This window comes from Chitinimonas naiadis, assembly GCF_054780835.1.
This window is the reverse complement of the sequence record NZ_BAAGVO010000007.1, coordinates 186,512-208,367: the sequence shown is the minus strand read 5'-3', so window position 1 is coordinate 208,367 and position 21,856 is coordinate 186,512. Positions and strand designations below refer to the sequence as shown.

The following is a 21,856-nucleotide window of genomic DNA, read 5'->3' as shown; positions in this document are numbered from 1 at the left end:
GGACCGCAGGGAGGTCTGCCGGCAAGCGGCATCAAAGCTGGCCAAATCGGCGCTTGCGCTCGGCGGTGAAGTCCCACCACTGCCGCGCTTCACCGGTGTCGGCAAAATGGACTACCGACATGAAGACATCAAGCACGCAAGGATCGTGGCGTACACCGGTGCGCTCGCACAGCTCGACATACAGCGCATGAGGGTCGCGCCCGCACAGATCAGCAGGGCCGGCTATGCCCAGAAGCTGCAGGTCTGCCGCAGTGGCAGGCCCCACATTGGGGAGCGCAAGCAGGCTGGCCAGTTCGGGCGATACCTGTTTGCGCGCCATGGTCGTCGATCAATAGACGTTGAAGACAAAGTACTTGCGCTGGATTTCCTGGTACACGCCATTGTCCAGGATCACCGCCAGGGCTTTGTTAAAGCGTTCCTTCAGGGCCTGGTCTCCCTTGCGTAGCGCAATGCCCTGCCCTTCACCAAAGAACTTGGTATCGATCACGGCCGAGCCAACCAGTTCGAAGCCCTTACCCTTGGGTGTCTGCAGAAAGCCGTAGTAGCCCGCCACCACGTCATCCATAACCATGTCGACTTCGCCCTTGGCCAGCGCAGCGTACATCTCATCGGCACCCTTATAACGCGTCACCGGCGACGTACCCTCGTATTTGGCGGTCAGGTAACGGTCGTAGGTGGTGTCCACCTGTACGCCGATCGACATCTTGGCAACACGCTTGGGCGTGATGAATACGAAAGGAATCTTGTGGGCCTTGGCGAAAAAGAAGGCCGGGGTATTGGCATACTTGTCGGTGAAGTCCACCTGCTTCTTGCGCTCATCGGTGATCGACATCATGGCGATGGCGGCATCCACCTTCTTGCTGTTCAACGCCGGGATCAGGTTGTCCCAGTCTACCTGCACCAGTTTGCAGTCTGCCTTCATCTCCTTGCACAGCGCCTTGGCGATATCAATATCGAAACCCGCCAGGTTGCCCTTGGCATCAATCTCGGAGAAAGGCGGGTATTTACCCTCAAGGGCAATCCGTATCGGCTCGGCGGCAGACACGGTGACCGACAGAAACACCAGAGACATCAGGTACGGCAGAAAACGCATGGAAACACTCCCGACTGGAGACAAGATCAGGCGACAACAAAATCATCCTGTTACGGTGGCGGAGACTACGCCGGGAGCAGGCCGCCTCACAATAGCCACCATCGCAGCTGTTGCATCGCAGCAAATACCGACCCACTTCTGTCAGGTCCGCACTTGCGAGATACGCTTGCTGCATGTACAGCACGCGCTACAATCGCCCCATGCTCAGTGAACGTGCGCAAATCCTGTTAAAGACCTTGGTCGAGCGCTATATCGCCGAAGGCCAGCCGGTTGGTTCCCGTACCCTTTCCAAGTACTCGGGTCTGGAGCTCTCTCCTGCGTCCATACGGAACGTGATGTCGGACCTGGAGGAGCTGGGGCTGATCACCAGTCCTCACACCTCTGCCGGGCGGGTACCGACCTCGCTGGGCTATCGGCTGTTCGTCGACAAGCTGATCACCATACAACCGCTGCAGCAGCTTGAGATTCGTGAGCTGCAAGGGCATCTGCAACCGGACAATCCAACCCGGGCCGTGGCGGCAGCGTCCTCCCTGCTGTCTCAACTGACCGAGTTCGCCGGCATCGTCCTCAGCCCCAAGCGTCGGGGCATTCCGCTGGCGCAGGTCGAGTTTGTCCGCCTGGCAGAAAAGCGCGTGCTGCTGATCCTGGTCACCGCCGATGGCGACGTACAGAACCGTATCCTGATCACCGAACGCGAGCACGCCAGCCACGAGCTGGTCGAAGCAACCAATTTCCTGAACCAGCATTGCGTCGGCAAGACGCTGGAAGAAGTGCGGGATGCGGTCTATCAGGACCTGCGTCATCTGCAAGGCAATATCACGGCATTGATGAACGCCGCCGTCGAGGCGGGCAGCCAGGCCATGGCCGAGGAACCGACACCGGTCGTGATCACCGGTGAAAGCAACCTGCTGCGGGTCGACGAATTGTCCGGCAACGTCCAGCGCCTGCGTCAGCTGTTCCGGGTATTCGAGGAAAAAACCGCATTGCTGCAACTGCTGGACCACGGCCAGCATGCGGCCGGGGTACAGATCTTCATCGGCCAGGAAGCCGGCCTGTCGCAACTCGATGAATGCTCGGTGGTCACCGCCCCTTATGAGGTCAACGGCCAGATCGTGGGCACGCTGGGCGTCATCGGTCCGACCCGCATGGCCTACGAACGCGTCATCCCCATCGTCGATATCACGGCACGACTACTGTCGTCCGCCCTGTCGCACCATTGATCCCATCCTGCCCCCACTGCCCGGCTCTCTCTGGCCGCAGTCCGGCACCCAATCGGAAACCCTGATTTGACACTGCGCGCCCTATTGCTGAGCCTGGCTGCCCTGAGCTGCCTTGCCGACGAGCTACCGACCGATTTCAGCCAGCGGCCGGATGTCCAGGCCTTCATCGAGGAGATGGCAAAGGAACCCGGCTTTGACAGGGCGACGCTGAACGCGCAGTTCGCCCAGGTCACCTACAAGGAAAACATCCTCGCCATCCTGGACAGACCATCGACCAGCCGCCCCTACTACGCCTTCCGCCCGGATTTCGTCAACGACACCCGCATTCGTCTCGGCGTGGCCTTCTGGCAGGAGCATGCGCCCTTGTTGCAGGCCGTGTCGGAGCAATATGGCGTTGAGCCTGAGTACCTGGTCTCCATCCTGGGCGTAGAGACCCTGTGGGGGCGCAATACCGGCAGTTTCCGCGTCATGGATGCGCTCTCCACGATTGCCTTCAACTACCCGCGCCGGGCCGAGTTCTTCCGCAAGGAACTGAGGGAATTCCTGCTACTGGCGCGCGACGAGCATGCCAACCCGTTCGACTTCAAGGGCAGCTACGCCGGCGCCATGGGCGCACCACAGTTCATGCCGTCGAGCTTTCATGCCTACGCTACCGACTGGGATGGCGACGGCCGCCACGACATCTGGCAGAACCCCGGCGACATCCTCGCCAGCGTGGCGAACTACTTCGCCCAGCACGGCTGGCAACGTGGCAAGCCACTGATTATCGAGGCGCAGGTACAGGGGGATCAGTTCAACACCCTGGTTGAGGACAAGTTCAACCTGCACTACCGGGTCAGTGAGCTGGCAGCGTTTGGTGTGACACCGGTGGGCGATGTGAGCGGTGATCCGCTGGCGGTCCTCGCGCCGCTGGAGCAGGAGCCTGGCGTGACACGCTACTGGCTGGGGCTGGGCAATTTCTACGCCATCACCCGTTACAACCGCAGCACACTTTACGCCATGGCCGTGCACGAACTGGCCCAGCGCATACGCGCAGCCTATCTCGACCCGAGCCTGCTGCCTCCGACCCCAAAGGCCAAACCGCCGGCCAAGAAATCCAAATCCGGCAAAGCGACAGGAAAGAAGAAAAAGTAGGCGAACGACCTGCGGATGACGGGGCCAGACCTACTGGCTGCGTAGCCGCCCAGGCAAGAGGCGCTCCAGATAACGGGCGATCTGGTCCACCTCGATATTGACCTGATCACCCACCTTCAGCAGCCGCATTGCGGTGCTGCTGATCTGGTGCGGGATCAGATTGACCGAGAACAGGCATTGCTCGCCATGGTCCTGCACCTTGTTGACGGCCAGCGCGACGCCATTGATGGCGATATTGCCCTTGAGGGCGATGAACTTGGCGAGTCGTCGATCCGTCTCGACGACAAGCTGCCAACTCTCGCCCCGCTCCTCGAACTTCAGCACCTCGCCCAGCTCATCGATATGGCCCGCGACCATGTGGCCACCCAGGCGATCCCCGAGACGCATGGCCTTCTCGAGATTGACCTCGCGGCCCGGGTCTTCCAGACCCACCGTACAACGTTGGGATTCGGCAGAAATATCGTACTTGAAGCTGTGGGCCGTCTTGGCCACTACGGTCATGCTCGCCCCATTGACAGCGATGCTGTCACCAATGGCCACGTCACCCAGATCCAGACGTTCGCTGACGACCATGACCCGCAAACCCTCACCCGCCAACGGAGTGACGGTGGCGACCTTGCCGGTGGCTTCGATAATGCCGGTAAACATGCGCAACCTCGCTGGCAACCCGTTGGTTCATACGCGCCGTCGTTGTCGACAAGCGGCCCTGTCGTCATAGTCGGCCAGCAGGGAACCGTCAATGACGACCATGCTGGTTGCGGCCTACCTTACTGGGCTGCAGAAGATTCCACCCTCTGCGGCGACGCCACAAAAGGCCGAACTACCGCCAGCAGGCTGGCGACGTAGCGGTCCTTCTCACCAACCGGTGCCACATAGTGCAGTGCTTCCTGAGCAACCTGCTCGCCGGCAAGCCGCAACATGACCCAGCTCGCCAGGTATTGGGATGCCAGGCACCCACCAGCAGTCGCCAGGTTGCCTTCGGCATGGAACGGTGCGTCGACAACCTGCACGCCGGCTTCCTGCACCCAGGGCTTGGTGGTCAGGTCGGTACAGGCCGGCAAGGCACCGATCAGCCCAAGGCGGGCCATCAGCAAGGTACCGGAGCATTGCGCCCCGATCAGCTGCCGGGTGGGGTCGAGCTGCAGTTGCGACAGCAAGGCGCCATCAGCGGCGACCTCACGCGTCTTCATGCCGCTGCCGAACAGGACAACATCGGCGCTATTGGCATGCGAAAACGGTTGTTGTGCCTCGATACTGACGCCATTCATGGAGGTAATACGGGCCTGCGGACTGCAGATCTCGGCCTGCCAGCCCAGATGGCGCAGCCGGTTCAGCATGCCCAATGCAATGAACGAATCGAGTTCATTGAAACCGTCGAAGGTCAGAATGGCGATCTTCATGCTCACACCTCAAAAGCGCAGCGTATATCGGGTATCGGCACCCACCTGCCGTACGTCGAGGACCTTGGGTGCCAACTTGTCGGACAATCGTTCCAAGGAAAAGTCAGCCAGGTCGCGGGCAGCACCGCCCAGCAGTACCGGCGCCTGGTACAGCAGCACCTCGTCAACCAAGCCGCTTTGCAGCCAGGCGCCGTTGAGCCGGGCCCCCGACTCCACCGTGACCTCGTTGATGCCACGGCGAGCCAACTCCTGCAGGGTGGCCACCAGATCGACCCGACCATGGGGATCGGCGAGCGCGATCACCTCGACGCCTGCTGCCTCCAGGGCTGCATGGTGCGCAGGTGGCGCATCCGCCGTGATGATCAGTGTCTTGCCTGGCGCCGCCAGCATCTTCGCGGTCAGCGGCATCTGGGCCCGGCTATCCAGCACGACACGCAGAGGCTGGCGCCCTGCCCATGGCTGCCCATCAATCTCGCGAACCGTCAGCAGCGGGTCGTCCATCAGGACCGTGCCGCTACCGGTCAGCATGGCGCAGGACCGCGCGCGCCAGCGCTGCACGTCCGCCCTCGCGGCAGGACCGGTAATCCACTGCGATTCACCATTGGCCAGTGCCACCTTGCCATCCAGGCTGGATGCGATCTTGACCCGCAGCCAAGGGCGCCCCCGCTCTATCCGGCTCAGGAAGCCCTTGAGCGACTCACGCGCCTCAGTCGCCATGAGCCCCACCTCCACCTGTATGCCCGCCTCCCGCAGCATGGCCAGCCCCTTGCCGGCCACGACAGGGTTCGGGTCCTGCATGGCGACCACCACGCGTACGACACCCGCATCGATCAAGCCCTTGGCACAAGGCGGCGTCCGGCCAAAATGGGAACAGGGCTCCAACGTCACATAGGCCGTTGCACCCGCAGGCGTCCCGCCTCGCTCGGCGACCTGGCGCATTGCCATCACCTCGGCGTGGGCACCACCCGCTACCTGGGAATGGCCGCGACCCAGTTCCTTGCCGTCGCGCACCAGCACGCACCCCACGCTCGGATTGGGGGTGGTGATATTGCGCCCCCCTTCGGCAACCTGTAGCGCAGTCGCCATGTGGCGATGGTCATCGGCGGAAAACGTCATGGCATGCACCTGCACTCTTCTGGTTTGCATACCGCCACGAAGGGCGGGGACGACTCAGTTCTTGCTGACTTCGCGAATTGCGTCGCGGAAGTCATCGACATCCTGGAAGCTCTTGTAGACCGAGGCAAAACGGATATAGGCAACCTTGTCGAGCTTGGCGAGTTCCGCCATGACCATCTCGCCAATGCGCCGGGAATCGATCTCCCGGTCCCCTAGCGACAGGACCTTCTGGTCAATACGGGCAATGGCCTCGTCTACCAGCTGGGTCGGCACCGGCCGCTTGTGCAGGGCACGCTGAAAACTCACCCGTATCTTGTCGCGCTCGTAGTCGGCGCGACTGCCGTTGGCCTTGACCACCTGCGGTGGCCGCACCTCGGCTGTCTCGAACGTGGTGAAGCGCTTGTCGCAGGCACTGCAGCGACGACGACGGCGAATGCTGTCGCCCTCCTCGGAAAGACGGGTGTCGGCCACCTGGGTATCGGCAGACCCACAAAACGGACATTTCATCGAGCGACTCCTGCTACCTGAATATCCCGCATTCTAACCGGCACAAGGCTTGCAAAGGCATGGTGATGTAGCCAGGGAAGCAATTTCCCAATTGCCGAAACCGCTAATGGCGCGCAATTCATTAGCACATCATCATGCGGCGCTGGCAACAAGGCGGTTGATCCGGGACGAAAGGCCGCCCCGCGCTACGGCGTAGTCTGAGAATTTGTTGCTCCGCGTTGCTTCTCCCCTGAAACCGCAACGCTTGTCAGGGCCGCGAGTGTTTCGTCACGCGCGGCCCGATTTTTTTGTCCCAGCAGCCGGACGGCTTCATAAAAAGCAGCAAAGTCACCGCCTTGCTGGCGAAACAACGCCCGTAGTGCCGGTACTTTCTCGTGATAGGTCGCCAGCGCCACAAAATGCGCGTTGTTGGGTGCGGGCTGGAACCATTGGTCATAGCCCCAGGACGTGGCAGAGAGCGCCTGTTTGAGGTTGCGGTAATCCTGCACCAACCCCGCCTGTATATCGGCCTTGCTCTGCTGCTTGGCCACCACGGACCCAGCGCCCTCATAGAGCTCGGCCAGTTGCCGACGCCCCGTTTCCATCAACTGCCGGAATGCCTGACGCTGCTGCTCTTCCCGCTGATAGCCGGCAAGACTGCGCTCATCCCCTTCGCGTCGCAGCCAGCGTTCGTACCCCTCAAGCTCCACCGCGGTCGCAAAGGCTTCGTTGAAGGCACTGTCGTCCTTGATGTAGATCAGCTGATGCGCAAGCTCATGAAAGATCAAACGGGCGAGACTGGCTTCGTCATAGCGCGCGGTCGTGTTCAGCAGGGGATCGGAGAACCATCCCAGCGTGGAATAGGCGGCGACACCGTAGAGGAATACATCGTCACCGGCCGCACGACGCTCCGCGGCATAGGACTTGGCATCCGCCTCCGAGTAGTAGCCGCGATAGGCCAGGCAGCCGGCAATCGGAAAGCAGCTCAGTACCGGCTTGAGCGACAAGGCAGGCGTGCTGACCACATTCCAGAGCGCGTAGGGGCGGCCCAGATCGGCATAACGGGTATAACTGGCATTGTCCGGCAGCTTCAGCTCCTGCACGGCAAACAGCCGTAGGCGCTGGGCCAGGCGCAGTTTGTCAGCCAGGGCTGGCGCGGTGGCAGGGTCGGCGATCACCTCATCGATCGGGCGCGCATTGCGCAGCACCTCCGATTGGCCATTCGCGGCCTGGCCCAGGTAGGCAAGGCTGCTGCAGCCGCTCAGCGAGAGCAGGCAGACAAGCAGGGCAAGGGCACGATGCACGATGGCAGGCATCCGAACGAAAGGGCGGAGTCAGTCTAGCAGACCCACCCTGCCCCTCAGGCCTTGCTGCGTGTCCGCCAGTTCAGCACCAGCAGCGCCAGGGTACCGGCCAGTAAACCCCAGAACGCGGAGCCAATACCGGCCAATGACAGCCCGGAAGCCGTAACCAGGAAGGTAATGAGCGCCGGCTCGCGCTGGTTGTCCTCGCGCATGGCCAGGGTCAGGCCGCTGCCCAGCGCCCCGAACAGCGCAATTCCGGCAATCGCCAACACCAGCTCTTTCGGGAAGGCCGCAAACAGCGCCCCGACCGAACCACCCAACAGGCCGAGCAGGAGGTAGAACATACCGGCTGCGACACTGGCCCGGAAACGCTGCGCCGGGTCTTCATGCGCTTCCCGACCCGCACAGATGGCGGCAGTGATGGCCGCCAGATTGATGGCAAAGCAGCCAAAGGGAGCAAGCAGCAGGTTGCAGAAACCGGTCCAGCCTACCAGTGGCGAGATCGGCGGCTCGTAACCGGCCGAACGCAGCACCGCCACGCCGGGGATATTCTGTGAGGCCATGGTCACGATGAACAAGGGAAGCCCGATACCGACCAGGGCCTTCCAGTTGAACACCGGCGTGGTCCAGACCGGCGTAGCGATGGAAAAATCGAGCCCTTCCAAATGGATCAATCCTTGCATTGCCGCCAGGCCGCAACCCACCAGCAATACCGCAACCACGGCATAGCGCGGCAGGAAACGCTTGAACAGGAGGTAGGCCAGCAGCATGGGCAATACCACCCAGAACTGCTGCTGAAGCGCCCCGAAGGCATTCATGCCGAACTTCAACAGCACACCGGCAAGCATGGCCGCCGCAATGGACAGCGGCACGTACTTCATCGCCCGTTCGAACCAACCGGTCACGCCACACAATGTGATCAGCACCGCCGAGAACACAAAGGCACCAATGGCTTCCGCCATGCTGAAGCCGCTCAGACTGGTCACCAGCAAGGCCGCACCCGGCGTCGACCAGGCGGTCGAGATGGGCATGCGATAGCGCAGCGAAAGCCCGATGCAGGTGATGCCCATGCCAAATCCGAGCACCATCAGCCAGGAGGCCAGCTCGCCCGGCGTGGCACCCGCGGCATTCGCGGCCTGGAAGATGATGGCGGCGGAACTGGTATAGCCCACCAGCACGGTGATGAAGCCGGCGGCCAGGGCAGGTAGCGGCATGAGACGCAGCATGGAGGTTCCGTTCGGCAAGATTGAGTTCGGACAATACCGCAGCCAGCGTAGCAGAAGCCCGGTACAGCTTGCCGGACCGGGACGGCACAGTCCGGGCCTCAGGCAAAGAAAAGCCGACCCGAAGGTCGGCCTTTTCCATGCCCTGGGCAGGCATGTCGATCAAAGCGGTCCGAAGCCCTCGGCCTTGATATCCAGCGTGGTCACCTCGCCATACTTGGCAGCGATCGGCTTGATATCGTCCGCCTTGCCGATCAGCACCATCTGCAGCCGCTCACGCGGGAAATGCTTGCTGATCAGTTGGCTCGCACGCTCTGGGGTCAGACCATCCACATCACGACTGAAGTTGTCGATCTGCTCTCGGCCAAAACCGTAGGCGTACATATCGCCGAGCAAACCGGCCAACTGCAGGCTGGTCTCGTAACGCGGCGGGAACTGCCCCTTGACGTAGGCTTTGGCCGATTCAAGCGTCGCCGCGTCGATACCTTGTGCCCACAGACGCTGGTAAGTCTTGGTTGCCAGCGCCAGCGCAGCATCGGTCTTGGGTAGCGCCGTAAAGCTCGACACGGCGAAAGTACCGGTCTGTCCCAGCGGCGAGAAGCCGCTGTTGGCGCCGTAGGTCAGGCCTGAATTGACCCGTAGCTCGTCGTTGAGCCAGGAGGTGAAACGGCCACCCAACACGGTGTTGATCACTTGTAGCGGTACGTAGTCGGGGTCGTTGCGGGCGATGCCGGCACCGCCGAACAGGAAGGTCGTTTCGATCGAGTTGGACTTGTTGACCAGCCAGACCCGTGCCTTGTCCGCCTGCACCTTGCCGAGGTCTACCCGCTTGGGCAACGCCCCTTCGGCACGCCAGCCACCGAACAGCGCGTCAAGCTGCTCACGCATGGCCTTGCGCTTGAAATCCCCCACCACCACAACCGCACTCAGATCCGGGCGGTAGTATGTCTGGTGGAAGGTCTTCAGGTCCTGCACGCCGAGCGCCGCAACGGAGCTGGCAGTGCCGCTCACGGCATTGCCGTAAGGCGCATTGCCAAACAGCATCTGCTGGAAATAGCTGCGTACGACACTGCGTGGCTGCTCCTTCATCTGCTTGAGATTGTCGAGCGTGCGTGCTTTCAGCTTGTCCACTTCAGCGGCAGGGAAGCTCGGGCGCTGCAACAGGTCGGCGAACATCGGCAACAGCGTGGGCGCGTCATCGCGGGCAAAGTCTGCCGACAGCGTCGTCTGCTCCGTACCGGTCACGCCGGCAAGGCGGCCACCACGGAAATCGAACGCCTCATCGATCTGCTGCTTGCTGTAGCGCGTGCTACCAAACAGCACGCCATCCTGCGTCAGGCTGGCGAGCCCTGCCTGCTTGCCATCATCAATACCGCCGGTCTTCACCACGGCACGGATGGCAATCAGCGGTACGTCATGCCGTTCCATCAGGTAGACCGTGAGTCCGTTCTTGAGCTGGTAGCGCTCGAATTCCGGCAAGCGGAAATCACCGGCATGAACGCTGCCCGCCAGCGCGAGCAAGGCGGTAATCAGGTAACGCTTCATCGATCAATCCTCCTTGGCCGCAAGAACACCCACGGTGCGCTGCGACTTCTTCAGATATTTGGCCGCCACGGCCTTGATATCGGCCACGGTCAGTTTCTTGTAGGCATCCGGTGCACCGAACAGCTTCTTGTAATCGCCGAAGAACACTTCGTAGTTACCCAGCAGGCCAGCCTTGCCGTTGATGGTCTCCTGCTGCCGGTAGAGTGCGATCAGCTTCTGGTTGCGGACCTTCTGCAGCTCCTGCTCCGTCACGCCATCCTTGACCAGGCGATCCAGCTCAGCCAGCAACGCCTGTTCCAGCTTGCCGGACGACACGCCGTTGGCCGCAACCGCAAAGAAATTGAGTACAAAAGGATCGAAGGTATTGTTACCGTCCACGCCAACCTGCGTAGCCAGCTGGTTCTCGACCAGCGCCTTGTAGAGACGCGAGGTCTTGCCGTCCCCGAGGATGCTGCCCATCACGTCCAGCGCGTAGTAGTCCGGGTTATCGGTTGCCGGCACCTTGAATGCGACTTGCAGATTGGGCGTAGTCACCGATTCTTTCAGGACAAACACCCGGCGCTCACCGACCTGCTCGGGTTCTACGGTGCGCACAGCCGGCGGCGTTGCCCTGGCCGGGATCGCGCCCATGTACTGCTCGGCCAGGCGACGGACTTCATCGAACTTCACGTCCCCCACCACCACCGCAACCGCATTGTTAGGGGCGTAGTAGGTGTCGAAGTAGCGACGCAGGTCGTCCTGGGTCCACGCCTTGATGTCGGACTCAAAACCGATGACCGGCCAGGAATAAGGATGGGCGCTGAATGCCGCCGCCACGACCTCCTGATTGAGCAGGCGGAAGTTGGAATTCTCAAGACCGGTAGTACGCTCGGACGCCACCACACCCCGTTCGCTCTCGACCATCTTGGGGTCGATCGTTAGATTGGCGATACGGTCGCCTTCCAGGTCGAAGATGGTTTCCAGCGAACTGGCAGGGAACCAGTCGGTATACACCGTCACGTCGTTGGTGGTGTAGGCGTTATTGGCGCCCCCTTTTGCTTCCATCGTACGGTCGAACTGCTTGGGACCGAACTTCCTGGAGCCATTGAACATCATGTGCTCGAAGAAATGCGACAAGCCGGTAATACCGGGTGCTTCATTGCGCGACCCGACCTTCCAATAGACATAGAAGTTGGCATTGGGAATCGCGTGGCTCTCCACCACCAGGAACTTCATACCGTTGGGCAGCGTGAAGCTCTTTACTTCATCGGTCGTCATGGCCTGGGCACTCGCACCCAAGGTACCCCACAACAGACTGCCGCCTACCAGCAGTGCTTTCCACTTCATAAAGATCATCCTCATCATATTTGGCTGTTCTGGTCCGCCGTCGTGACGGCGGCGACGCATCATGCCATGCGGCTTCAGGCACTCAAGCCCGGATGCGACGAGGCCGCAAATATTACGATGAACTGTATTGGGGACATCACACTGCGGTTGCTACCCCGATGGGGCCGTGACCCGCAAAAAGGCAAAAAAAGGAGCGCCGTAGCGCTCCTTCTTCTCGACCCGATGCTGCAAGCTTACTTGCTGTAGACCGGGAAGCGGCTGGTCAGCGCATGCACGCGCGCCTTTACCGAAGCGATGTTGGCTTCGTCATGCGGGTTGTCCAGTACATCGGCAACCAGATTGGCGACTTCAATGGCTTCGGCTTCCTTGAAACCACGGGTCGTGATGGCAGGCGAACCGATGCGGATGCCCGAGGTCACAAACGGGCTTTCCGGATCATTCGGAATCGCGTTCTTATTAACAGTGATGTGCGCCTGGCCCAGCAAGGCATCGGCTGCCTTACCCGTCAGACCCTTGGGGCGCAGGTCCACCAGGAAGACATGGCTCTCGGTACGGCCGGAGATGATGCGCAGACCGCGCTCCGCCAGGGTCTTGGCCATGATGGCGGCGTTCTTGATCACTTGTTCCTGGTAGGTCTTGAACTCAGGGGTCAGTGCTTCCTTGAAGGCAACGGCCTTGCCGGCGATGACATGCATCAGCGGGCCGCCCTGCAAGGACGGGAACACGTTGCTATTGAGCATCTTCTCGTGTTCCGCCTTGGCCAGGATCAGGCCACCGCGCGGACCACGCAGGGTCTTGTGGGTGGTCGAAGTCACGAAGTCCGCATGCGGCACCGGGTTGGGGTACACGCCAGCGGCGATCAGACCGGCGTAGTGCGCCATGTCGACCATGAAATAGGCGCCGACCTTCTTGGCGATCTCGGCCATACGGGCGAAATCAAAACGCAACGCGTAGGCCGAAGCACCACCGATGATCAGCTTGGGCTGGGTCTCGATGGCAATGCGCTCCATCTCGTCGTAATCGATCTCTTCCTTGTCGTTCAGGCCGTAAGGAACAATCTTGAACAGCTTGCCGGACAGGTTGGCTGGCGAGCCGTGGGTCAGGTGACCGCCGTGGCCGAGGTTCATACCCATGATGGTATCGCCCGGCTTCAGGATGCTGAAATACACCGCCTGGTTGGCTTGCGAGCCCGAGTGTGGCTGCACGTTGGCGTATTCGGCGCCGAACAGCTGCTTGACGCGGTCGATCGCGAGTTGCTCGACCACGTCCACGTATTCGCAACCACCATAGAAACGCTTGCCGGGATAGCCTTCGGCGTACTTGTTGGTCAGTTGCGAGCCTTGCGCTTCCATCACCGCCGGGCTGGTGTAGTTCTCGGAGGCGATCAGTTCGATGTGTTCGTGCTGACGCACGATTTCACCTTGGATCGCGGCGGAGAGTTCAGGATCGTATTGGGCAATGGACAGCGGCTTGAACATGGCAGAGCTTCCGGGCAAGAGATGGGGGAGTTCGAGAATTTTACCACGCCGGTCGACGCCGGCTTGCATGAGCAGAATCGATACTGCGACCGATCCCGCTCATCTTCAATGACTTAGCGGTAGCTCACAGGCCCTTGACGGCATAGATGCCAAGCGTATTGCGCCAGAAGCCCTTGTAATCCATGCCGCAACCGAACAGGAAACGATCTTCCACCTCCAGGCCGACAAAGTCGCCCTTGAGGCCGGGGAAGGCCTTGCGGTTGTGCATCTTGTTGACCACCACGGCGGTCAGCGCCTCGGCAGCGCCTTGCTCGCGACAGTAATCCAGGATGGCAGCCAACGTGTTGCCCTCATCGAGGATGTCATCGATGATCAACACGGTACGGCCCTGCATGTCGTCGGTCGGCTTGACCTTCCACACCAGGCCACCGCCCTGGGTCTTGTCGCCATAGCGGGTAGCGTGCAGGTAGGCCACTTCCAGCGGGAAGTTCAGCCGCGGCAGCAATTGACCGGCAGCGATGATGCCCCCATTGAGCACGACGTAGACCAGCGGATTCTTGTCATGCAGTTGTTCGGTGATGGTGGCCGCCATGCGGTCCAGCGCAGCGCTCACTTCTGCATCGCTATGCAGGCAGTCGGCCTCGCGCATCACATTGACGATTTCTTCCCGGTTCATATTCATCTCCCGACTGATAGCGCGGCGCGTAAAAAGGCGCGAAGGGTACCCATGAAAGCGCGTCTTTTCAAGGGCTTGCGAAAAGCATAGTTCAGCGCAGCGTGCACGAGCCCTTCTCTTGCACTAACCTTTGCGGCGACACAGCCCAAAAAAGGACAAATATCATGGCTATCCACGAGATCCGCCACCCCTTGGTACGGCACAAGATCGGCCTTGCCCGCGAGGCCGACATGAGCACCAAGAAGTTTCGCGAGCTGACCGCAGAGATCGGGCGGCTGCTGGCTTACGAGGCTTGTCAGGACTTCCCGCTGGAGAAAGTCACCATCGAAGGCTGGTGCGGGCCGGTCGAGATCGAACAGATCAAGGGCAAGAAAGTCACCGTCGTGCCGATCCTGCGCGCCGGCATCGGCATGCTCGACGGCGTGCTCGACATGATGCCCAATGCCAAGATCAGTGTCGTGGGCCTCGCCCGCAACGAAGAAACCCTGCAGCCCGTCCCCTACTTCGAGAAGTTCGTCGGCAACCTGGCCGAACGCACCGCGCTGATCATTGACCCGATGCTGGCTACTGGCGGCTCCATGGTCGCGACGGTGGACATGCTCAAGCGTGCCGGCTGCACCCATATCAAGGCGCTCGTCCTGGTGGCCGCGCCGGAAGGGATCGCCCTGATGCAGGACAAGCATCCGGACGTGGACATCTATACCGCCGCCATCGACAGCCACCTGAATGAGCACGGTTACATCATCCCCGGCCTTGGCGACGCCGGTGACAAGATCTTCGGCACCAAACATAGCTAGCAGACACAGGGCACACCTTGAGACCCACGCCGCCAACGCGGCATGAAGGTCTCTACGCCCGCTTGCGCGCCAGATATCCCGAAGGGCATACGATGACCATCACCCGCATCAACGAATTCCAGGCCGCCCCCGATAAGGCCGATGCCCTGCATACGTTTCTCAGCAAGGTCATCGAGGTGGTCAGCCAGGCCCCGGGCTCGCTGGGTTGCCAGTTACTGCGCCAGTATGACGATCCGGCCAAACTGGTCATCATCGAACAGTGGGCGAGTATCGACGCCCACCGGTCCGCCGCACGGCTCATACCAGCGGAAGAAATCGCCAAGGTCATGCCGCTTCTCGCCAGCCCCGCCAAGGGCAACTACTTTCTCGTCTAGGTCACCATGAACAACACACTCAAGACCGCCATCGCCGGGGCACAGATCCTGTTCGTCGCCTTTGGCGCAACCGTACTGGTGCCGCTGCTAACGGGGCTCAATCCTAGCCTGGCGCTACTGGGCGCCGGTGTCGGCACGCTGATCTTCCAACTCGTCACCAAGCGAGAGGTACCCATCTATCTGGGCTCCAGCTTCGCCTTCATCGCACCGGTCATCTATTCGGTACAGACCTGGGGCATGCCCGCCACCCTGGGCGCACTCGCCAGTGCCAGCTTCTTTTATTACATCGCCGCTGCACTGGTGAAATGGCGTGGTGTGGACTTCATCCATCGCATCCTGCCGCCGGTCGTGATCGGCCCGGTCGTGATGGTGATCGGTCTCGGGCTGGCGCAGGTTGCCGTCGGCATGGCATCGGGCAAGGCGGGCAACAATCAGGTCGTGCCGTACGGGGTTGCCATCTCCCTCGCCGCCATCTCTCTGCTGACCACCATGCTGGTGGCCATCAAGGCACGCGGCATCATGAAGCTCGTACCCATCCTGGCTGGCGTGGCCGTCGGCTATATTGGCGCCATCGTAGCTGGCGTCGTCAACTTCCAGCCGGTGATCGATGCCCCCTGGTTCGCCCTGCCGACTTTCGGCCATCCCGAATTCAACCTCGCCGCCATCCTGTTCATGATCCCGGTCGCCATCGCGCCGATCGTCGAGCATGTGGGCGGCATCCTGGCCATCGGCTCGGTGACCGGCAAGGACTTTACCGAGAAGCCGGGCCTGCACCGCACCCTGCTGGGCGACGGCCTGGCCGTCAATGTGGTCGGCCTGTTCGGCGGCCCCCCGGTCACGACCTACGGTGAAGTCACGGGCGCCGTGATGCTCACCCGCAACTTCAATCCGGTGGTCATGACCTGGGCGGCATGCTTTGCCATCATCCTGGCCTTTGTCGCCAAATTCGGCGCCTTCCTCGGCACCATCCCGCTGCCGGTCATGGGTGGCATCATGCTGCTGCTGTTCGGCTCGATCGCCAGCATAGGCCTCAAGACTGTGATCGAGGGCAAGGTGGACCTCGCCAATCCGCGCAACCTGTGCATCATCTCGGTGGTACTGGTTACCGGCATCGGTGGTTTGTCGATCAGCTTCAGCGATAACTTCGGCCTGTCCGGCGTCAGTCTGTGCGGCATCCTGGCGATTGCGCTCAACCTGCTGCTGCCCAAGTCCGCACCGCAGCAATCTGCCTAAAAAGCTCGACCAGAACGGCGTGTGACGTTAAAATCCACGCCGTCTTTGGGGAGTAGCCGTTCCACCGCCCCGGTGGAAGTTCACGTCAACATACTTGGTCGCAAGACCATGGCGTGGACAGCAAGGTCGCCTGACCTTTTGCCTGGCAAGACCACAGACGCACCCGACCGGCAAGGGGCCGCGGCGGGTTGCGTCTATGGTTTGCTGCCGGCCCCAGAGAAGATCACTCCATGGAAGCATTCCTCGTCTCGACCGGTGTTGTTGCACTGGCTGAAATAGGCGATAAAACCCAACTGTTGGCACTGCTGCTGGCCGCGAAATTTCGCAAGCCCGTCCCTATCGTCCTGGGCATCTTTGCCGCCACCCTGGTCAACCACGCGCTGGCTGGCGCCGCCGGGTCCTGGCTGATGACGCTGATCGGCCCGGACATCATGCGCTGGATACTGGGCATCTCCTTTGTCGCCATGGCAGGCTGGATGCTGATACCCGACAAGCTGGATGACGAAGATGCAGGCTTCAGCGAGCGCTTTGGCGTATTCGGGGCAACCCTGCTGGCTTTCTTCCTGGCCGAGATGGGTGACAAGACACAGGTCGCCACCGTAGCACTCGCCGCCAAGTTCCAGGATTACTGGTGGGTGATCGCCGGCACCACCGTCGGCATGATGCTGGCCAATGCGCCGGTGGTCTGGCTGGGTGACAAGGCCGCCCACGCCTTGCCGGTTGCCCTGGTCCACCGCATTGCAGCAGGCATCTTCGCGATCCTGGGCATCCTGGCCTTGCTGGGCGTAGGTAGCTAAGCGCCCAACACCAGAGAAAAAGCGCACCCGACGGTGCGCTTTTTCTTTAAGTAACCGTCTGTTTACTTACTCGGCCACTACCTTGACGTGCAGATTGCGCCCAGCCCCCAGCCCGGCCACAAGTGCAATGGCAGTCAAGAGGACAAACAATCCGGCCACAGCATGCCAGCCGTGTGTCCACTCATGCAGCAAGCCGACAAACAGCGGCCCCAGGGCGGCAATGGTATAGCCCCCACCCTGCGCCATGCCCGATAGCTCGCTCGCCACCACGGCATCGCTGGCGCGCAGCACGATCAGGGTCAGCGCAATACTGAAGGTACCCCCCTGCCCCAGCCCCAGGATGACGGCCCAGAGCCAGACCTGGTCGATGGGCGCATAGACGCAACCCAGCAGCCCGACCACGGTAAGCAGCAGCACGACGGCAATGGCCAGCCGCTGATCCTTGCCCCTAGTGGCAAACCACGGGCCGGTCAGCGCCGTGATCAACTGCACCAGCACCGACAGGGACATCATGAATCCGGCCGCCAAAGGGCTCATGCCACGGTCAGAAAGTATGGTCGGTAGCCAGCCGAATACGCAGTAGGACAGCGACGACTGCGTCCCCATGTAGACCATGACCTGCCAGGCCAGCGGATCGCGCCAGAGGCCACGCACATGGCGCACCTGGCTCAGCACCCGATGCTGCCGCAACTGCGGCCACCAGGCGATCGCCGCCAATACCGCAGGCAAGGCCCAGAAAGCCAACGCCGGCCGCCAGTCACCCCCAGCCAGGTTCTGCACCGGTACGGTAAAGCCGGCCGCCAGTGCCGCCCCCAGGCTCAGCGCCATGGTGTAAAGACCTGTCACCGGTCCCACCTTGTGGGCAAACTCACGTTTGACAATGGCCGGCAGGATGACATTACCTACACCGATGCAGGCACCAGCCAGTACCGTACCCAGAAACAACCCCGTCATCCCGGCGTAGGGCCGCAGCAAGATGGCCAGTATCAGCCCTGCCAGCGCCAGCAGGATGGTCTGCTCGGCACCGATCCGGCGCGCGAGGATAGGCGCAAGGGGCGCGAACAGCCCGAGACACAGCACTGGCAGCGTCGTCAGCAGGCCCGCCGCGGTCACGCTCAGCCCCTCCCCCAGACGGATAGCCGTCAGCACCGGTGCGATGCTGGACAGGGCCGGCCGGAGATTGAGCCCGACCATGACCATGCCCACCAGCAGCCATAGCGCCACCGAGGCTGACTTGCCGCTCACGATTGCACCGCCTGATCGAGCTGCTGCAAGGCCGGACCACTGATCTGTCGTGCTGCCTCGGCCGCCCTCGCCGGATCTCCGCTGGCGATGGCGACGACCACTGCAGCATGTTCCTCATGTCCCGGTTCGGGCTGGGCTTCATCTTGCAAGGTGTAGGCCAGGTGCTGACCTATGCTCACGGCAAAGAATTCATACAGCGCCGCCAGGGAGGCATTGCCCGACATCTGCGCAATCTTGCGATGGAAGCGCAGGTCCCGCTCGATAAAGTCGGCCAGGCTGGGCTCGCCCTTGGCCCGATCGCCGCGCGCCATGAGCAGTTGCTGCAATTCGGCGAGGTCCGCCGGACTATGGCGCAGGGCGGCAAGACGGGCGGCCTCCACTTCCAGCAGGCTACGCAGCTCAAGATGCTCACGCAGGCTGGCCTTGCCGAGCGCCCGCATGGTGGCGGTCGGGTCTACCCGGCTGCGCACATAGGTGCCATCTCCCTGCCGGGTTTCCAGTACACCGGAGAACGTCAACGCCCGCACCGCTTCGCGCACGGTATTGCGACTGGCGCCGCACAAGGCAACCAGCTCAGGCTCGGTGGGGATACGCGTATCGGTCAGCCACTCACCCAGTTCGATCCGCGCACGCAACAGATCCGCTACCTGATCCACGAGGGAGCGACGGTTTACTTTTCCATCAGTCATGAACAAATTCATCCAATGAACCAATCATCCTATGAATTTTACGGATAGATGATGTGGCATGGCAAGCGTTGCGGACGCACAAAAGCCAACGGCACCCGGAGGTGCCGTTGGCCAAACGCTATTCGTGCTGAACCGTCCTGATCAGGCAGGAAACACACCGGTCGAGAGGTAGCGATCGCCGCGGTCGCAGACGATGCTGACAATCGTGGCATTCTCGACCTCGGCGCTGAGCTTGAGGGCCGCCGCCATGGCGCCACCCGAGCTGATACCGGCAAAGATGCCCTCCTCGGCCGCCAGGCGACGGGTCATGATCTCGGCTTCCTCCTGCGTGACTTCCATGATGCGGTCGATCTTGGAAAAATCGCAGATGCTCGGCACATACTCGGCCGGCCACTTGCGTATGCCGGGAATCTGCGCTCCGTCGATCGGCTGCACGCCGACGATCTGCACAGCCGGATTCTGCTCGCGCAGATAGCGGCCGGTTCCCATGATGGTACCGGTCGTCCCCATGCTGGAGACGAAATGCGTAATCTGCCCTTGGGTGTCGCGCCAGATTTCGGGACCGGTTCCTTCATAGTGGGCAAGCGGATTGTCCGGATTGGCAAACTGATCAAGGATGATGCCGCGACCTTCGTCGCGCATCTGCTCGGCCAGATCACGCGACCCTTCCATGCCCTGCTGCTGACTGACGAGAATGATCTCGGCACCGAAGGCCTTCATGGTCTGGCGACGCTCGACACTCAGGTGCTCAGGCATGATCAGGACCATCTTGTAACCCATCATGGCTGCCGCCATGGCAAGTGCGATGCCGGTATTGCCGCTGGTGGCTTCGATCAGCGTATCGCCCGGTTTGATATCACCCCGCTCCTGCGCCCGACGGATCATGCTCAGGGCAGGCCGGTCCTTGACCGAGCCGGCGGGGTTATTGCCCTCCAGCTTGGCGAGGATGGTATTGGAGGTATTGCCGGGCAGGCGCTTCAGCCGCACCAGCGGGGTATTGCCGATGAAATCTTCGAGCGAGTGGTACATGAACAACTCCAGGGGGAAGCCGCATTCTACCCGGCCACAGCGACGGGCGATGAAGCGCTTGGGGCTAACTATATAGCGGTTTATCCTCGTCACCAGACAAAAAAAGCCCCGCATGGCGGGGCTTCAAACTGCTCGGAGTGATCACTACCTAGCGGTAATTATTTGGGGAAAAAATCCTTCAGCGGCTTTTTCAGGTGCACGAACCAGAGCTGGGTATCACGCTCGGCCGGATCGTTCTGGCCAACCTCGTAGCTCGCGCTGACCGCATTGCCCTGCTCGTCCGTCAGCTTGCCGGCGGCGTCCACGACATAGGCTTCCGGATCGTCTTCCTTGGCGTTGACCTTGCCCTTGAGACCAAAGTCGTTGTCATTGATGAAGGCCAGCTGGGTCGCATCGCCGAACTTGCCGATCTCACCCACGATGGCCAGGCCCTCGGCCTTCTCCGGCAGCCAGCCCAGGTCGCGCAGGTCAAACAGCTTCACCTTGCTGGCCATCTTCAGGCCATTGGCGGCGCCTGCGGCCACCATGTTGCCACTGCCCGACACCCCGCCACTGGCCTGCATCTCGCCCAGCGCCTTCGCATCGCCGTATTCAAGATCCTTGCCGTTGCCAAGCTTGAGGCCGCTCAAGTCCTGCGCGCCCTTGATATCGACCAGGTAGACGATATTTCGCATGCGCTTCTGCTTGTCCTTGCCTTGTTCGATCAGCAGGAAACGGGTGTCGTCGATGGCGATCAGATCGCCGATCTTGGCGTCCCCGCTCTTCTTGTAGTCGGCGACATCATGCGGGTAGGCGAACATGCGGGTGGTACCGGTCTTCGGGTCCAGCTCCACCATGCGCAGGAACTGCGCCGTACCGCGGGTTTCCTTGTTGATATCCAGCGTGCTTTGCACAATGGCCATCACGCGGCCACTGGGTTCCACGGCGATGCCTTCCAGGCCGCGGTTAGGCTGTCGGCTGGCCAGTACTTCCGGCAAACCCGCGCCCGGCAGGTACTGCTGCATGAACTCGCCGGTCTTGGCATCCACCTGGGCGATCACCGGCCCATATTCGTCGGATATCCACAGATTGCCCTGCTTGTCGAAATCGATCCCCTCGGGATCCATGCCGAAATCATCGAACTTGAGTGGCTTGAGTTCATCCGAGAGTGGAATCTCCTTGGAGGAACCGGAACTGTCGGGATTGACGGGCCGACCGCTGATGGGCTTGCCGTCCTGCTTGAGCGGCATGGTGCCGGCCACCTTGGCGACTTCCGCCAGCTGCACATTGATGATGCCGATCCGCGGTGCAAAATCCGGCGTCAGGAATACCTTGCTGGGCGAGGCCTTCTCGCCCGCCTTGAACTTGGGCGCATCGCCATTGGGGCCGCGGTCGGTCAGCGCCCAGAAGCTCAGCGACGCATCTTTCTCATAGCCCTTGAAACGCAGGCCCGACCCGATGGCCAATGGCAGGCCCTTGGGGAACGCCGCCTTGAACTTGCCGTTATAGGGCAGGTATTCGCTAGCCGGGACATCAACGGTGTAGCGCTCGACCATGGTGACCACATCGTGGTCGACCGGCTTGAGTTCAAAACCATCAGCCGCAAAGGCTGTGTGGGCAAAGGCTGCCGCAAGGGCGGCAGAGATGAGGCGGGCTTGCATGGCGTCTTCCAGGTAGGTTGTACACGCAGATCGGCGGCAAGTTACCCAAGC

General features: G+C 61.5%; 22 protein-coding genes and 1 riboswitch. Of the genes, 6 read left to right on the top strand and 16 right to left on the bottom strand.

Annotation, left to right across the window (positions count from 1 at the left end):
- Nucleotides 1-31 precede the first annotated feature (31 nt).
- Nucleotides 32-319: a helix-hairpin-helix domain-containing protein gene (locus ACYVHK_RS21410; protein WP_460536383.1), complete on the bottom strand. Its 288-nt coding sequence runs from the start codon at nucleotides 317-319 to the stop codon at nucleotides 32-34.
- Nucleotides 320-328: 9 nt separating this feature from the next.
- Nucleotides 329-1,093, bottom strand: a complete 765-nt coding sequence (locus ACYVHK_RS21405) for a type 2 periplasmic-binding domain-containing protein (RefSeq protein WP_460536381.1) — start codon at nucleotides 1,091-1,093, stop codon at nucleotides 329-331.
- Nucleotides 1,094-1,293: 200 nt separating this feature from the next.
- Between ACYVHK_RS21405 and hrcA the strand changes: the two genes are divergently transcribed.
- Nucleotides 1,294-2,313, top strand: a complete 1,020-nt coding sequence (gene hrcA / locus ACYVHK_RS21400) for a heat-inducible transcriptional repressor HrcA (protein WP_460536379.1) — start codon at nucleotides 1,294-1,296, stop codon at nucleotides 2,311-2,313.
- 66 nt (nucleotides 2,314-2,379) lie between these two features.
- Nucleotides 2,380-3,447, top strand: coding sequence for a lytic murein transglycosylase (mltB, locus tag ACYVHK_RS21395; protein ID WP_460536377.1), 1,068 nt, complete (start codon nucleotides 2,380-2,382; stop codon nucleotides 3,445-3,447).
- 30 nt (nucleotides 3,448-3,477) lie between these two features.
- Here mltB and ACYVHK_RS21390 read toward each other — a convergent pair whose 3' ends face one another.
- From ACYVHK_RS21390 to ACYVHK_RS21345, 10 genes are all read right to left on the bottom strand, one after another.
- A complete protein-coding gene (locus ACYVHK_RS21390; RefSeq protein WP_460536375.1) occupies nucleotides 3,478-4,095 on the bottom strand; it encodes a riboflavin synthase in 618 nt (205 codons plus the stop codon).
- A gap of 119 nt (nucleotides 4,096-4,214) precedes the next feature.
- Nucleotides 4,215-4,847: a type 1 glutamine amidotransferase family protein gene (locus ACYVHK_RS21385; protein WP_460536373.1), complete on the bottom strand. Its 633-nt coding sequence runs from the start codon at nucleotides 4,845-4,847 to the stop codon at nucleotides 4,215-4,217.
- A gap of 9 nt (nucleotides 4,848-4,856) precedes the next feature.
- Complete coding sequence (gene ribD, locus ACYVHK_RS21380) at nucleotides 4,857-5,963, bottom strand: bifunctional diaminohydroxyphosphoribosylaminopyrimidine deaminase/5-amino-6-(5-phosphoribosylamino)uracil reductase RibD (protein WP_460536371.1); 1,107 nt, start codon at nucleotides 5,961-5,963, stop codon at nucleotides 4,857-4,859.
- A gap of 54 nt (nucleotides 5,964-6,017) precedes the next feature.
- Nucleotides 6,018-6,470: a transcriptional regulator NrdR gene (gene nrdR / locus ACYVHK_RS21375; protein ID WP_460536369.1), complete on the bottom strand. Its 453-nt coding sequence runs from the start codon at nucleotides 6,468-6,470 to the stop codon at nucleotides 6,018-6,020.
- A 185-nt stretch (nucleotides 6,471-6,655) separates the two neighbouring features.
- Nucleotides 6,656-7,753: an aminopeptidase gene (locus ACYVHK_RS21370; RefSeq protein ID WP_460536367.1), complete on the bottom strand. Its 1,098-nt coding sequence runs from the start codon at nucleotides 7,751-7,753 to the stop codon at nucleotides 6,656-6,658.
- A gap of 56 nt (nucleotides 7,754-7,809) precedes the next feature.
- A complete protein-coding gene (locus ACYVHK_RS21365) occupies nucleotides 7,810-8,979 on the bottom strand; it encodes a benzoate/H(+) symporter BenE family transporter (RefSeq protein ID WP_460536365.1) in 1,170 nt (389 codons plus the stop codon).
- A 159-nt stretch (nucleotides 8,980-9,138) separates the two neighbouring features.
- On the bottom strand, nucleotides 9,139-10,521 hold the full coding sequence (locus tag ACYVHK_RS21360; protein ID WP_460536363.1) for a M16 family metallopeptidase: 1,383 nt from the start codon (nucleotides 10,519-10,521) through the stop codon (nucleotides 9,139-9,141).
- A gap of 3 nt (nucleotides 10,522-10,524) precedes the next feature.
- Nucleotides 10,525-11,847 (bottom strand): M16 family metallopeptidase, encoded by a 1,323-nt coding sequence (locus ACYVHK_RS21355; RefSeq protein WP_460536361.1) that lies wholly within the window; start codon nucleotides 11,845-11,847, stop codon nucleotides 10,525-10,527.
- A gap of 233 nt (nucleotides 11,848-12,080) precedes the next feature.
- A complete protein-coding gene (gene glyA / locus ACYVHK_RS21350; RefSeq protein WP_460536358.1) occupies nucleotides 12,081-13,325 on the bottom strand; it encodes a serine hydroxymethyltransferase in 1,245 nt (414 codons plus the stop codon).
- Between the two features lie 124 nt (nucleotides 13,326-13,449).
- The gene (locus tag ACYVHK_RS21345; RefSeq protein ID WP_460536355.1) at nucleotides 13,450-14,001 is read right to left on the bottom strand and encodes a hypoxanthine-guanine phosphoribosyltransferase; all 552 of its coding nucleotides are present in this window, start codon (nucleotides 13,999-14,001) and stop codon (nucleotides 13,450-13,452) included.
- A 164-nt stretch (nucleotides 14,002-14,165) separates the two neighbouring features.
- On the opposite strand from ACYVHK_RS21345, the gene upp reads away from it, so the two are divergent.
- The 4 genes from upp (at nucleotide 14,166) to ACYVHK_RS21325 (ending at nucleotide 17,202) form a co-directional block, all read left to right on the top strand.
- Nucleotides 14,166-14,798: a uracil phosphoribosyltransferase gene (upp, locus tag ACYVHK_RS21340; RefSeq protein WP_460536353.1), complete on the top strand. Its 633-nt coding sequence runs from the start codon at nucleotides 14,166-14,168 to the stop codon at nucleotides 14,796-14,798.
- Between the two features lie 92 nt (nucleotides 14,799-14,890).
- The gene (locus ACYVHK_RS21335; protein ID WP_460536351.1) at nucleotides 14,891-15,172 is read left to right on the top strand and encodes a putative quinol monooxygenase; all 282 of its coding nucleotides are present in this window, start codon (nucleotides 14,891-14,893) and stop codon (nucleotides 15,170-15,172) included.
- A 6-nt stretch (nucleotides 15,173-15,178) separates the two neighbouring features.
- Nucleotides 15,179-16,405: a uracil-xanthine permease family protein gene (locus ACYVHK_RS21330; RefSeq protein WP_460536349.1), complete on the top strand. Its 1,227-nt coding sequence runs from the start codon at nucleotides 15,179-15,181 to the stop codon at nucleotides 16,403-16,405.
- Nucleotides 16,406-16,440: 35 nt separating this feature from the next.
- Nucleotides 16,441-16,621: riboswitch (yybP-ykoY riboswitch) on the top strand.
- A 14-nt stretch (nucleotides 16,622-16,635) separates the two neighbouring features.
- On the top strand, nucleotides 16,636-17,202 hold the full coding sequence (locus ACYVHK_RS21325; RefSeq protein WP_460536347.1) for a TMEM165/GDT1 family protein: 567 nt from the start codon (nucleotides 16,636-16,638) through the stop codon (nucleotides 17,200-17,202).
- Between the two features lie 66 nt (nucleotides 17,203-17,268).
- On the opposite strand, the gene ACYVHK_RS21320 is transcribed toward ACYVHK_RS21325, so the two are convergent.
- The 4 genes from ACYVHK_RS21320 to ACYVHK_RS21305 all read right to left on the bottom strand — a co-directional run bounded on the left by ACYVHK_RS21320 (nucleotide 17,269) and on the right by ACYVHK_RS21305 (nucleotide 21,805).
- Entirely contained in the window at nucleotides 17,269-18,447 is a 1,179-nt protein-coding gene (locus ACYVHK_RS21320) for a CynX/NimT family MFS transporter (protein ID WP_460536344.1), read from the bottom strand.
- Nucleotides 18,444-19,136: a FadR/GntR family transcriptional regulator gene (locus ACYVHK_RS21315; protein WP_460536342.1), complete on the bottom strand. Its 693-nt coding sequence runs from the start codon at nucleotides 19,134-19,136 to the stop codon at nucleotides 18,444-18,446. Before ACYVHK_RS21315 ends, ACYVHK_RS21320 begins: the two co-directional genes overlap by 4 nt.
- Before the next feature lie 141 nt (nucleotides 19,137-19,277).
- Nucleotides 19,278-20,165 carry a cysteine synthase CysM gene (gene cysM, locus ACYVHK_RS21310; protein WP_460536339.1) on the bottom strand — a complete coding sequence of 296 codons (888 nt, stop codon included), beginning with the start codon at nucleotides 20,163-20,165 and terminating at the stop codon, nucleotides 19,278-19,280.
- 158 nt (nucleotides 20,166-20,323) lie between these two features.
- Nucleotides 20,324-21,805, bottom strand: a complete 1,482-nt coding sequence (locus ACYVHK_RS21305; RefSeq protein WP_460536337.1) for an esterase-like activity of phytase family protein — start codon at nucleotides 21,803-21,805, stop codon at nucleotides 20,324-20,326.
- Nucleotides 21,806-21,856: the final 51 nt, after the last annotated feature.